This is a genomic window from Ruegeria sp. (assembly GCF_028066395.1).
Taxonomy (GTDB): Bacteria; Pseudomonadota; Alphaproteobacteria; order Rhodobacterales; family Rhodobacteraceae; genus Ruegeria.
Map to the genome: position 1 here is coordinate 1 of NZ_JALCBM010000097.1, position 11,644 is coordinate 11,644.

The following is an 11,644-nucleotide window of genomic DNA, read 5'->3' on the forward strand; positions in this document are numbered from 1 at the left end:
AAGGCGGTCGATCAGGGTCGGGTCCATGACCGCGCCGGGCAGGTCACCTGTCCCGCCCAAAGCCTGCGCCAGAGGAATGTCGGGTTGCAATATGGCGGTTCCGATCAGGGGATAGGCGTCATCCACCGCTTTGATCTGTGTCAGCGCGCGGTCGTCCTGACCGGCGACGGCCATCGAACGGAAGTCGACGATTTCGGACACGGCTAGCGACGCGTCGTCCATCCAGGCGCGCTCGTGATCCTCGGCAAAGCGATAGGTGAATTCCAGTTCCGCGTCGCCACCCAGCAGCGCAGCGCCTTCCTGCGCCAGTCCGGCCTCGATGGCGGAACGGACGGAACCCACCGCCGCAATCGCCGCAACCCCCAGCGCGAGGCAGGCCAGAAATACACGAAAACCCTGCAAGCCGCCGCGCAGTTCCCGGCGGGCCATGCGCCCGGCAAGGCGCAGGCTCATTCTGCAGCCTCTTGGGTGGCGTCCTGATCGATACGGCCATCGCGCAGCCGGACCACGCGGTCGCATTTCTGCGCGAGCGTGTGGCTGTGGGTGACCAGCACCAGCGTCGCGCCATGCCGGTCGCGTAGACCGAACAGCAGATCGACAATAGCCGCGCCGTTTGCCTCATCCAGATTGCCGGTGGGTTCATCCGCCAGCAGAATCTGCGGACGCGGGGCCGAGGCGCGGGCCAGCGCAACACGCTGCTGCTCACCCCCCGACAATTGCGCGGGATAGTGATCGCGCCGATGCGAGAGGCCTACGGCCTCCAATTCCTGCGCGGCGCGGGTGAATGCGTCCTTGTGCCCGGCCAGTTCCAACGGTGTGGCCACGTTTTCCAGCGCCGTCATGGTCGGGATCAGGTGAAAATTCTGAAACACCACACCCATCGCGTCGCGCCGGAATCGGGCCAGCGCGTCCTCATCCATCCCGGTCAGGTCCTGACCCAGAGCGGCCACGGTTCCGCCGGTTGCCTGTTCCAGACCGCCCATCAGCATCAACAGCGAGGATTTGCCCGACCCGGACGGGCCGACCAGCCCCAGCGTCTCGCCCTGACGCACGGTCAGAGAGATGTCGTGCAGAATATCGACGCGCCCGGCATTGCCATCCAGCGACAAAGCGGCATCTTTAAGCATCAGAACAGGTGTTGTCATTCGTGGTTCCATAAGGAGGGCCGTTCATTGGCATATGGCGCAGCAGGAAAAATCCGCAAGGTTCTGGCGGCCTGTGTTTTTATCAGTTGCGGTTTTGCGGCCACAGCCGAGCCGGTGGTGATCGCAGCCTTTGGGGACTCGCTGACGCAGGGCTATGGGCTGGCCCCGCAGAACGGGTTTGTTCCGCAGCTGGAGCGCTGGTTGCAGGATCAGGGCGCTGATGTGCGGCTGATCAATGCGGGCGTGTCGGGGGATACCACGGCGGGCGGCGCGGCACGGGTGGAATGGACGCTGACCTCGGATGTCGACGGCATGATCGTGGCGCTGGGTGGCAATGATCTGTTGCGCGGCCTCGACCCGGCGGTGTCGCGGGCCAATCTGGATCATATCCTTGGCGTGGCCGAGGCGGCGGATGTGGATGTCCTGCTGGTTGGGCTGCCCGCGCCGGGGAACTATGGCGTTGCTTATAAGCAGGCGTTTGATGCGATCTATCCTGATCTGGCGGCGCAGTACCAGACGCTCTACGCCCCGAACTTTTTCGAAGGGTTCGGGGTGGGTGATGACCCGAGGGTCGCGCAGCAGTTCATGCAATCGGACGGTATCCACCCCAACAAATTCGGCGTCACGGTGATTATCGATGCGCTGGGCCCGCATGTGCTGGAACTGGTCGAGCAGGCCTCGGACTGATCTCAGACGACGGAGACCACGGTGCCGATGGGCACTCGCTGATACAGGTCGATCACATGCTCGTTCAGCATGCGGATACAGCCGTTTGATGCCGCCCGCCCGATGGTCTGCGGCTGAGTCGTGCCGTGTATGCGGAAATAGGTGTCGACCCCGTTCTGGAACAGATACAGCGCCCGGGCCCCCAGCGGGTTGTCGCCCCCGCCCGGCTGGACATAGTCGTTATCCTTGAACCTGGCGTAGGTAATCGGCTCGCGCTCGATCATCTCATTCGTGGGGCGCCAGGTCGGCCATTCCTTTTTGACATCGATGGTGGCGGTGCCGGTGAACTCCAGCCCTGCCTTACCAACGCCGCAGCCATACCGGATCGCCTTGCGCGGTTCGGTCACGAAATAGAGGTAAAAGGATCGGGGTACGACCAGCAACTGACCCGGCTGAAACTGCTTTTTGATCCGCACGAACTGGGGCGTCGGATCATATTCCTGAACCTTTTTGGCGTAGGCCAGCGAAGGCAACAGACTGGCCGTGGCGCTTGTGGCCAGAAATGCGCGGCGGGTAAACATGGCGAACCTCATCAAATGACCAAATAAATCATGAACCTAGATTCAGTATGATATCAGAATTGGTCAATTTTGAGGAAATATAACAGAAACGTGATGTTTTCTGGTGGCCACACCCGGGGCCGTAAAATAAGGGCAGAGCCGAGCCCTGCCCTTAACCGGCGTTACGCCAGCTCGATGTTGTCCGCGCTTTCGCGGCCGTCACGACCCGAGCGCAGCTCGTACGTGACTTTCTGGTTGTCGGCCAGACCGGTCAGGCCCGAGCGTTCCACGGCCGAGATGTGAACGAAGATGTCTTTGCCGCCATCTTCAGGTGCGATAAAGCCGTAGCCTTTGGTGGTGTTGAACCATTTTACGGTGCCTGCGGGCATATCCGTTGTCTCCTGTTTGGTGCTGCCCACGGAGTTGCGGCAGCCTGGCGTCGTCGTCCGGATCGAGTGACTGAGCGCCGTAGAAGGGGACAGTGGGTCGAAATAGAAAAACGTTAGCGGGTTGGGTATGGCATTGGGGCGGGAGTGTGGCAAGAGGGGAGTTGATTAACGATTTGGTAGCCATGAGTGCGTCAGGATGCTCGCATGAGCAACTACCGTCGTGTGCGTATCCCGGGTGCGAAGTATTTCTTTACGGTATCGCTGGCCGACCGGTCATCCGATTTGCTAACGCGTGAAGTGGCACATTTGCGCGCCGCCTTTGCTTTGACGCAAAGCGAGAGGCCCTTCTGGTGCGATGCGTTTGTCGTGTTGCCAGATCATATCCACGCGGTTTGGACTTTGCCGCCGGGTGACGCGGATTATTCGACACGATGGGGCGCGATTAAGGCAAGGTTTACGAGGCGTTTGAACAAGGCAAATGGTAGGCCGGGCTTCAGCCCGGCACCCATGCCGACAGACTTACCCGTTGTGACATCAGGCAGATATGCCGGGCTGAAGCCCGGCCTACGGGCCAACAAGCGCGAAGCGGCTGTTTGGCAACGTCGGTTTTGGGAGCATACCATTCGGGATGAAGCGGATTACCGTAATCATATGGCATATTGTTGGGGTAATCCGGTCAAACATGGGTTGGTGGAGCATCCAACAGATTGGCCGTTTTCGTCGATTCATCGTGATATCCGCGCGGGGCGGGTTGACCCGGAATGGAGTGGAGAGGTGATCAAGGACATGTTCCGATAGCTGTAGGGCAAAAAGCCGAATTTTGTAGGCCGGGCTTCAGCCCGGCATCCACCATGAATCTTGGATTGATCGGTTGGTTTTGATTCAATTCAATGGTGGATACTGTTGAAGTCGCCGGAGTTGTGCGGATTGCCGGGCTGAAGCCCGGCCTACTTGCTGTTTCAAAGCAAACATTCGGACACATACGAACTCAAGCGATTAAGTCCATAGAAAGAACTTTCGATGGCTACGGTGCAAGTGAACACAAGTGCATTTTTCGTAGAGTAACGGACAGGGACGAGAACATAGCGGTTGGTTCCTTCTTCATCACTCATGTTCGAAACAAAGAAAACTCCGACGATACCGTGAGCGCCATGATCGTCACCAAAACTACTGTTGGCAACTACGTCTTCAAAGAAACGCTTTTGCTCGATTCTGATTGTTGAATGCCAAGATCTGTCATGAAAATCACCAATTTTTCTGAACTTTCGATAGGTGCCCAGGGTTGGAGAATAGCGCTTATCATATCCCAGTTCGAACTCTACAATGTCAGGAAATTCATCAGAAAAATATATCGCATCAGGATGGTCGCATCCGTCATGATCAATAATGAGGTCGAGAACCACGAGAGACCATGCATTGTCATTCAAGAACTGAAGAAGTTCTTGTCTTTCAGCTTCACGATTGCCCAAGCCTTCGTGTATTTGTTCGGGGGAACAGGACGTAATGTGCGTGTTGAGATAGGGTGCAGTTCTTGTGGCCCAAAAATACTCATACAAGCCTATGAAGGTCGCTAGCACACCAATTGCCGCTAGCGACCACTTTGCAAGACGAATGGCAGTGTTCATGGCTTCCATGATGGGAGCCTAGAACGCTGATTTCAAGCGAATATCACCGCGCAAACTTCTTATGCTTCAACCGCTTGGGCTCCAGCGCGTCCGGTCCCAGACGGCGCTTTTTGTCCTCTTCGTAATCCTCGAAGTTGCCCTCGAACCACTCCACATGCGCATCGCCCTCGAACGCCAGAATATGCGTACAAATCCGGTCGAGGAAGAAGCGGTCGTGCGAGATGACCACGGCGCAACCGGCGAAATCGACCAGCGCGTCTTCCAGTGCGCGCAGGGTTTCGACGTCGAGGTCGTTGGTCGGTTCGTCGAGCAACAGGACGTTGCCGCCCTCTTTCAGCAGGCGGGCCATGTGGACGCGGTTGCGCTCACCACCCGATAGCAGCGAGACCTTCTTCTGCTGGTCGCCGCCCTTGAAATTAAACGACGAGCAATAGGCGCGGGAATTGACCTGCGCGTCGCCCAGTTGGATGATCTCGGCACCGCCGGTGATCGCCTCCCACACGGTGTCGTTGTCGGCAAGGTCGTCGCGGGACTGGTCGACATAAGACAGCTCGACCGTGTCGCCCAGCGTGATAGTGCCTGCATCAGGCTGTTCCTGACCGGTGAGCATCTTGAACAGGGTCGATTTACCAGCACCGTTGGGCCCGATGACGCCGACGATACCGCCGGGGGGCAGGGCGAAGTCCAGTCCTTCGATCAGTTGCTTGTCGCCCATATGTTTCGACAGACCCTCGACCTCGATCACCTTGCCGCCGAGGCGCTGGCCGTTGGGGATGACGATCTGGGCGCGGGTCAGCTTTTCGCGCTCGGACTGTTCGGCCAGCTCGTTATAGGCGTTGATCCGGGCCTTGGATTTGGCCTGACGGGCCTTCTGGCCCTGACGCATCCATTCCAGTTCTCGCTGCAGGGTCTTCTGCTTGGACTTGTCCTCACGCGCTTCCTGTTCCAGCCGTTTGGCCTTCTGTTCCAGCCATGCGGAGTAGTTGCCCTCGTAAGGAATGCCGCGGCCGCGGTCGAGTTCCAGAATCCAGCCGGTGATGTCATCCAGGAAGTAACGGTCGTGGGTGACGATCAGGATGGTGCCCTTGTAGTCGATCAAGTGCTGTTGCAGCCAGGCGATGGTCTCGGCGTCCAGATGGTTGGTCGGCTCATCAAGCAGCAGCATGTCGGGGGCTTCCAGCAGCAGCTTGCACAGCGCCACGCGGCGTTTCTCACCACCTGAGAGGTTGGCGATGTTGGCATCGTCCGGCGGGCAGCGCAGCGCCTCCATCGAGACGTCGATCTGGCTGTCGAGGTCCCAGAGGTTTTCGGAGTCGATGGAGTCCTGCAGCGCGGTCATTTCTTCCATCAGTTCGTCGGAATAGTTCTCTGCCATCTCGATGGCGATTTCGTTGAACCGGTCGACCTTTGCCTTTTTCGCAGCCACACCCAGCATGACGTTTTCACGAACGGTCAGGCTTTCATCCAGTTGCGGTTCCTGCGGCAGATAGCCGACCTTGGCGCCCTCGGCGGCCCATGCCTCACCCGTGAAGTCGGTGTCGAGGCCGGCCATGATCTTCATCAGCGTCGATTTACCTGCGCCGTTGACGCCGACAACACCGATTTTCACGCCGGGCAGAAAGCTCAGGTGGATGTTTTCAAAGCACTTCTTGCCACCGGGATAGGTCTTGGAGACACCCTGCATGTGGTAGACATATTGATAGGCGGCCATGTCGCGTCCTCTGGGTCGGGGAATTGGGTTGGGCGGTGTGATAGCGGATGGTTTGGGTGGGGGCAATCACCGAACATCCGTAAGATCGAAGGTGTCAAAACTGTTCGCGAGGATATCGCGAATTAGCTGCGTCGGTTTGTATTGTTCAAAATACTCATGCGTCGCTCGGTTTGTGACTGCAGAAACATCCATCTTGTCTAACCCAACCGCTAGTCGCCACACATAGTGTGCTGCGCGTTCGAAGGAGTGCTCGCCTGCCTCATCTTGAATTTCGAAGATCCGGGTCACGTCCGCAAAACTTATAGTTCGATCTCTGATTTTCCTGATCGCATTTGGTGAAATCACTTTTAGAATAGCGAGCCCACTAAACAGATGAAATTCTGCTGTGGTGGCCAAGCTGGGGCTAGGGGCCAATTGGGCGACGCGGATCAACTGTTCTATATCACGCAAGCTTAAGTGAACATGATGATCAATGAGTTTCAAATAGTCTTGTAGCCAGCTATACTTCCACGTCTCATACAACTTCGTGGATGTCGCAACGTAGTCAAAATACCTGACAAAGCGCAACGAACTCCTATTTGTTTGTTCCGAACCCGCCAGCGGGGCAACCAGTGTTACGAATTTTTGCAGGTAGCGCGCCGCATTCGCACTAGCACCGTATCTAGTTTGGACGCTATTCTCCAATTCCCGCAGGTTGGCTCCCAGAACAAAATGAACTCCGTCCACGTTGAAAAAATGTTTAACGACTTCCAGCAGGGAGAAGGCAAACTCTGGTCGACAGCGATCCAGTTCGTCGATCACGATAACGAGTTTTCGTGTAGGCACGCCCTCGTCATTTGGCTCAGTCAGACCGACAAGCGCTTGTCGGAAGCCGGCCATTGCGGCACGCTTTCCATCTTCTCTCTTCCAGAACTCGGCCACGGCACCGTCTAGTTCACCAGAAAGGGTGTTGATGGCGGCATCTGTAAGTTCATCCGCCGTGGTAACAAGGCCAGCGGTCGCAACCGAAACGCCGGTTCGTAGAAGTGTCCGACCGAGGGCGGGAGCGATTTGTTTGGCCTTGTTCCACGTATGTTGCGCTTCTATGTCATCTGTGCCCTCGAACCGCTCGGCAATCGCTCCTGTCAGCGCGATTAACGGGTCATCCAAGAAGTCGTGTTTGAAAGCGTCAAAATAGACGGTTTGTGTTGTATTCCCCTCTCGCCTCAGGTGCTCTCCGACCCAACATTTTAGAAAGAACGATTTGCCAGAGCCCCATGCTCCATCCAGTGCGATTACAAGCGGATCGTCGATGTGCTCGACCAGTTCCGAAAGCTTTTCTCCAGTGGTCTTGCGGGAAAGCTTGTCGTGTTCGGCAAAGCCATCCTTGTAGAGGTTGATTTTGGGTTCCGGGATGGTCAGGCGCATGTCAGGCTCCAATTCACAAATCAATCAGCGTTACTATTAGCGGCTGCCTACATAAGGACCAGACTGCTATTTGAGGGGAGGTGCGGAAAACTCGGAGCCTGCTATGTCCTTGAAAGACCTCATTTCCGGTTGGGCCCAGCCGGGACATATTGACTGGATCGGCCTGCGGCCCGAGCGGAGGGTTGAGATGGAGATTGTGGATACAGCCATGATCTCAGCCGATGGTCTTGACGGCGACCGCAGCCGTGCGGGCAAACGGGCGGTGACTCTGATCCAGAGGGAGCATCTGGCGGCGATTGGTTCGTATCTGGGGGAAGGACCGATTGCGCCGGACATCCTGCGGCGCAATCTGGTGGTTTCGGGGATCAATTTGGCGGCGCTCAAGGGGCGCGAGGTGCAGGTGGGTGAGGCCATTCTGCGCTTTACCGTGATTTGCGCGCCGTGCAGCCGGATGGAGGAGGCGTTGGGCAAGGGTGGCTATTCCGCCGTGCGCGGGCATGGGGGATGGTGTGCCGAGGTGGTCAGGCCGGGGCGGGTTGCTCTGGGCGATCCGGTGCAACCGGTTGATTGACAACGCCCCCCAGTTCTGAACATCAGCAAGGGATGGAGCGTTATGCCCTTCCATATGCGCGGCCCGGGCAGGTCGTGGGGTTGTTCGGCGGGTCTTTTGATCCGCCGCATCAGGGTCATGTGCATGTGACGCTCGAGGCGATGAAAGCCTTCGGGCTGGATCGGGTGTGGTGGCTGGTGTCTCCGGGTAATCCGTTGAAATCGCGCGGGCCTGCGCCGTTGGCGCAGCGGATGGCGGCGGCAGAGGCGGTGATGCAGCATCCCAATGTCGAGGTGACGCAGATTGAGGCGCTGACGGGGACGCGGGCGACGGCGGATACTCTGGCAGCGTTGCAGAAATTATACCCTCAGGTTCGGTTCGTCTGGCTGATGGGGGCGGATAATCTGGCGCAGTTTCACAAGTGGAAGAACTGGCGGCAGATCATGGAGAGCGTGCCGGTGGGCGTGGTGGCGCGACCGGGGGATCGGATCTCGGCCAGGATGTCTCCGGCGGCGCGGGCCTATGCGCCATATCGGATCGACGGGCAGGCGCGGCATCTGTTGGGGCGGGCGACGGCCCCGGCGTGGTGTTTCGTGAATGTGCCGATGGTCGATGTAAGCTCGACCGAGATTCGCCTTCGGGGGGATTGGGCCAACGGGGTGTTGCGGGAATAGCCACGCCGGGGCCCTATATCCAAATCAACGGTTGTTTGCCGGAACGCTCTGGGATTTTATTTGACCTATGGTTGATCGTTTTTCGCGCCGCGCATTTCTTGGGGGGGTGGCGTCCCTGATCCCCGCCGCAGGGTTGGCCGAGGCCCCTTTGGTGTCACTGCGGCCTCAGTTGCGTGGGGCGCAGGTCACCGGTGTCGACCGTCTTGTGCAGGCCGCCAGACTGCGGGGCGAGGTGGTTTTTGCGGTGGCCGATGTCAAGACGGGCATGGTGTTGGAGGCGTCGGGTGGACAGCAGGGCCTGCCACCGGCCAGCGTGGCCAAGGCGCTGACGGCGCTTTATGCAATGGATGTTCTGGGGCCGGATTTCCGGTTTGAAACCAAGCTGGTGGCCGATGGGGTGATCGAGAACGGTATCCTCGAAGGGGATCTGATCCTTGTGGGCGGCGGTGATCCGCTGGTGGACACGGATGTTTTGGCCGCGATGGCCGCCGATCTGCGCAAGGCCGGGATCACCGAGGTGCGCGGCGCGTTCAAGGTTTACGATGGTGCGCTGCCCTATGTGTTCAGCATCGACCCCGGCCAGCCGGATCATCTGGGATACAGCCCGGCCATCAGCGGTATGGCGCTGAATTTCAACCGGGTGCATTTCGAATGGAAGCGGGATGGCACCGGCTATGACGTGACCATGGATGCGCGCAGCCGGAACTATACGCCCTCGGTCGATATGGCATCGATGCGGGTCGAGGCGCGGAACCTGCCGATCTACACCTATCAGCCCAGCGCGCGGCAGGATCGTTGGTCGGTGGCCAAAGGGGCCTTGGGCAACGGTGGCGCGCGGTGGTTGCCGGTGCGCAAACCGGCGCTTTATGCGGGGGATGTGTTCCGTACATTGGCGCGGGTGAATGGGATTGTGCTGAGCCGGGTGCAGATCACCCGACAGGCGCCGCAGGGGACTGCGCTGGTCGTTCATCAAAGCGATCCGTTGACCGATATTCTGCGCGGGATGCTGAAATATTCGACCAACATCACGGCCGAGATGGTCGGCATGGCCGCCACCAAGGCGCGCGGCGTGGCCCCGCGTGATCTGGCCGAGTCCGCCGCCGAGATGAACCGCTGGGCGCAGGAGACGTATGGGATCGAAGGAATTGCGCTGGTCGACCATTCGGGGTTGGGCGATGCTTCGCGTATGGCTCCGGAAGCGCTGGTCGCGGTTCTGGCAGCGGGGAGCAATTCCGAGGAGTTGAGGCCGTTGTTGAAACCCTTCACCCTGACGGATCGCAATGGAAACCCGGTCAAGAACCATCCTGTCAAGGTGGATGCCAAAACGGGTACGCTGAATTTTGTCTCGGGTCTGGGTGGGTTTCTGACCACGGCGGGCGGGGCGGAACTGGCCTTTGCCATCTTCACCGCAGACGTGGCCCATCGTGCCACCATCCCGCGCGCGTTCCGAGAGCGCCCGGACGGCGCGCGCAGCTGGAACCGGAGATCGCGCAAACTGCAACGCGCCCTGATCGAGAGATGGGGCGCGCTGTACGGAAGTTGATGCCGTCAGACGGTATGCCGCGCCCGCGCGCCGCGTTCGATGGCGGCGGCATGCAGGCGATCGATGTTCAGCTCGTAGCGGATTTCTTCCAGCAGGCGCAGCTCGGATTCCGCCAGTGAGCCATCGGCGGCGGCCACGTCACAGGCCAGCGCATAGGCGGTTTCGTTCAGGCGTTCCGGCAGGTTGTCGCGGATCAGACCGAACAGCGCGTCCAGGCCATCCTCTTGTTCGAACAGGTCGAACACGATCTGCGACACGCGGCGGGTGCGGTCGATGTCATACCCGGCAAACACCGGCAGCATGTTCACCGCGCCTTCGATCTTGACCAATTCGGCGGTGCGGATGGTTTCGTCCGAGGCCGACACCGCAACCATGATCGCCACAAGGCAATCCTGCGGGGACATGGGATGGGGGATTTGCTCGGTCATGTATCTTGGTCCTGCATAGCGTGCTTTGGAAGCGCACGATATGAGGGGGTGAAGGCAGGTTCAACCGATTGTTTGCAGCGCGCCCTTCACAGAGCCTTCATCGCTTTGGACACAAGCCTTTTGCATCTTGGGGACAGAAACGGTGAAACCGTGTCCAGTTCCAGCCCACGCCGGTGAAGGAAGACAGCCAAAGCAAAGGCCCGGGATTGCTGTGTCATGTAGCCAAACCAACCGGCGTCATCTGCGGCCTGTAGCTGAAAAACACCGAACCCGGCGATGATGCAGCCAAGATCGGTGGCGAGTTCGTGCGCTTCTTCGCCCCCAGGCACCTCTGCCACAACATCGTCCAGACGTGCATGCATCAGTTCGTGTGCCATCAAATTGATGAACTGTATGGGTTTGTTCATCTGTTCCGGGTCGTATCTGATCACCGATGAATTTCCGATCTTTTCATAGGTGCCTGCGACGGAGGTCAGAGACTGATATTCATGGCGATATTCGGCAGGCAAGACATCCAAAGGCTCTAGTTCGACGGGGTGATCGAAATTCATATGCCGTTTGATGTCAGCCAATACCTGTCTGGCAGTATCGTTGTCGGTCCCCGCAGATGCGGTGAAATACGCTTTCGTGGGGACGATGGGACCACTGGGTGGTTCGAATTTTTCGTCAAACCAGTCGAAACATTCTAGTATCCATTGCCGCATGTCGTCTGAAACAAATTGGCGAGACCAGAACATGTTGTTTCCTAAATGCTTTCCTTTATTGGTTGTGTTCTCTTGGGGGTGCCCCAGTCAAGTGGGATTTAAGGCCGTCTGCTCATTAAGAGTGGCAGTGTTGATTATTAAATTTCTGCGGTAATTTTCCATCGGACTGCCTTCGCAGACCATCAAACATTGACTCATGCTGCACCAGCACAATAGGAGGGGCCGGGCCGGTTGCATGGGGT

Annotated in this window: 13 protein-coding genes and 1 pseudogene; 5 read left to right on the forward strand and 9 right to left on the reverse strand. The window is 58.4% G+C overall.

Annotated elements, in window-relative coordinates:
- Together MPJ51_RS20300 and MPJ51_RS20305 are read right to left on the reverse strand one after the other, a co-directional pair.
- Window positions 1–453: pseudogene (locus MPJ51_RS20300) on the reverse strand (drug:proton antiporter); the annotation flags it as partial.
- A complete protein-coding gene (locus tag MPJ51_RS20305) occupies window positions 450–1,145 on the reverse strand; it encodes an ATP-binding cassette domain-containing protein (protein ID WP_298390647.1) in 696 nt (231 codons plus the stop codon). The gene MPJ51_RS20305 and the pseudogene MPJ51_RS20300, both read right to left, overlap by 4 nt.
- Before the next feature lie 27 nt (window positions 1,146–1,172).
- Between MPJ51_RS20305 and MPJ51_RS20310 the strand changes: the two genes are divergently transcribed.
- Window positions 1,173–1,832: an arylesterase gene (locus MPJ51_RS20310; protein WP_298390649.1), complete on the forward strand. Its 660-nt coding sequence runs from the start codon at window positions 1,173–1,175 to the stop codon at window positions 1,830–1,832.
- A gap of 2 nt (window positions 1,833–1,834) precedes the next feature.
- Here the strand turns inward: MPJ51_RS20310 and MPJ51_RS20315 are convergent, their stop codons facing one another.
- Window positions 1,835–2,392, reverse strand: coding sequence for a L,D-transpeptidase (locus MPJ51_RS20315; protein ID WP_298390651.1), 558 nt, complete (start codon window positions 2,390–2,392; stop codon window positions 1,835–1,837).
- Window positions 2,393–2,553: 161 nt separating this feature from the next.
- Window positions 2,554–2,760 (reverse strand): cold-shock protein, encoded by a 207-nt coding sequence (locus MPJ51_RS20320; RefSeq protein WP_170378838.1) that lies wholly within the window; start codon window positions 2,758–2,760, stop codon window positions 2,554–2,556.
- Between the two features lie 204 nt (window positions 2,761–2,964).
- On the opposite strand from MPJ51_RS20320, the gene MPJ51_RS20325 reads away from it, so the two are divergent.
- A complete protein-coding gene (locus tag MPJ51_RS20325) occupies window positions 2,965–3,558 on the forward strand; it encodes a transposase (protein WP_298390657.1) in 594 nt (197 codons plus the stop codon).
- A 161-nt stretch (window positions 3,559–3,719) separates the two neighbouring features.
- Here the strand turns inward: MPJ51_RS20325 and MPJ51_RS20330 are convergent, their stop codons facing one another.
- From MPJ51_RS20330 to MPJ51_RS20340, 3 genes are all read right to left on the reverse strand, one after another.
- Entirely contained in the window at window positions 3,720–4,394 is a 675-nt protein-coding gene (locus tag MPJ51_RS20330) for a hypothetical protein (protein ID WP_298390659.1), read from the reverse strand.
- 34 nt (window positions 4,395–4,428) lie between these two features.
- Window positions 4,429–6,096, reverse strand: coding sequence for an energy-dependent translational throttle protein EttA (gene ettA / locus MPJ51_RS20335; protein ID WP_298390661.1), 1,668 nt, complete (start codon window positions 6,094–6,096; stop codon window positions 4,429–4,431).
- Between the two features lie 66 nt (window positions 6,097–6,162).
- Window positions 6,163–7,503: a P-loop NTPase fold protein gene (locus MPJ51_RS20340; RefSeq protein ID WP_298390663.1), complete on the reverse strand. Its 1,341-nt coding sequence runs from the start codon at window positions 7,501–7,503 to the stop codon at window positions 6,163–6,165.
- 103 nt (window positions 7,504–7,606) lie between these two features.
- Here MPJ51_RS20340 and MPJ51_RS20345 point away from each other — a divergent pair, with 103 nt between their 5' ends.
- From MPJ51_RS20345 to dacB, 3 genes are all read left to right on the forward strand, one after another.
- Window positions 7,607–8,074, forward strand: a complete 468-nt coding sequence (locus MPJ51_RS20345) for an MOSC domain-containing protein (RefSeq protein ID WP_298390665.1) — start codon at window positions 7,607–7,609, stop codon at window positions 8,072–8,074.
- 32 nt (window positions 8,075–8,106) lie between these two features.
- The gene (locus MPJ51_RS20350; protein ID WP_298390667.1) at window positions 8,107–8,727 is read left to right on the forward strand and encodes a nicotinate-nucleotide adenylyltransferase; all 621 of its coding nucleotides are present in this window, start codon (window positions 8,107–8,109) and stop codon (window positions 8,725–8,727) included.
- Between the two features lie 67 nt (window positions 8,728–8,794).
- The gene (gene dacB / locus MPJ51_RS20355; protein WP_298390669.1) at window positions 8,795–10,270 is read left to right on the forward strand and encodes a D-alanyl-D-alanine carboxypeptidase/D-alanyl-D-alanine-endopeptidase; all 1,476 of its coding nucleotides are present in this window, start codon (window positions 8,795–8,797) and stop codon (window positions 10,268–10,270) included.
- Between the two features lie 5 nt (window positions 10,271–10,275).
- Here the strand turns inward: dacB and MPJ51_RS20360 are convergent, their stop codons facing one another.
- Both MPJ51_RS20360 and MPJ51_RS20365 read right to left on the reverse strand, forming a co-directional pair.
- Window positions 10,276–10,698, reverse strand: a complete 423-nt coding sequence (locus MPJ51_RS20360; RefSeq protein WP_298390671.1) for a tellurite resistance TerB family protein — start codon at window positions 10,696–10,698, stop codon at window positions 10,276–10,278.
- Between the two features lie 86 nt (window positions 10,699–10,784).
- Window positions 10,785–11,270, reverse strand: coding sequence for a hypothetical protein (locus MPJ51_RS20365; protein ID WP_298390673.1), 486 nt, complete (start codon window positions 11,268–11,270; stop codon window positions 10,785–10,787).
- Window positions 11,271–11,644: the final 374 nt, after the last annotated feature.

Bases quoted from the DNA above. Each gene is read 5' to 3' on its own strand.
- MPJ51_RS20305 (WP_298390647.1), bottom strand. From the start codon at position 1,145: ATGACAACACCTGTTCTGATGCTTAAAGATGCCGCTTTGTCGCTGGAT.
- MPJ51_RS20315 (WP_298390651.1), bottom strand. From the start codon at position 2,392: ATGTTTACCCGCCGCGCATTTCTGGCCACAAGCGCCACGGCCAGTCTG.
- MPJ51_RS20320 (WP_170378838.1), bottom strand. From the start codon at position 2,760: ATGCCCGCAGGCACCGTAAAATGGTTCAACACCACCAAAGGCTACGGC.
- MPJ51_RS20325 (WP_298390657.1), top strand. From the start codon at position 2,965: ATGAGCAACTACCGTCGTGTGCGTATCCCGGGTGCGAAGTATTTCTTT.
- MPJ51_RS20330 (WP_298390659.1), bottom strand. From the start codon at position 4,394: ATGGAAGCCATGAACACTGCCATTCGTCTTGCAAAGTGGTCGCTAGCG.
- ettA (WP_298390661.1), bottom strand. From the start codon at position 6,096: ATGGCCGCCTATCAATATGTCTACCACATGCAGGGTGTCTCCAAGACC.
- MPJ51_RS20340 (WP_298390663.1), bottom strand. From the start codon at position 7,503: ATGCGCCTGACCATCCCGGAACCCAAAATCAACCTCTACAAGGATGGC.
- MPJ51_RS20345 (WP_298390665.1), top strand. From the start codon at position 7,607: ATGTCCTTGAAAGACCTCATTTCCGGTTGGGCCCAGCCGGGACATATT.
- MPJ51_RS20350 (WP_298390667.1), top strand. From the start codon at position 8,107: ATGGAGCGTTATGCCCTTCCATATGCGCGGCCCGGGCAGGTCGTGGGG.
- dacB (WP_298390669.1), top strand. From the start codon at position 8,795: ATGGTTGATCGTTTTTCGCGCCGCGCATTTCTTGGGGGGGTGGCGTCC.
- MPJ51_RS20360 (WP_298390671.1), bottom strand. From the start codon at position 10,698: ATGACCGAGCAAATCCCCCATCCCATGTCCCCGCAGGATTGCCTTGTG.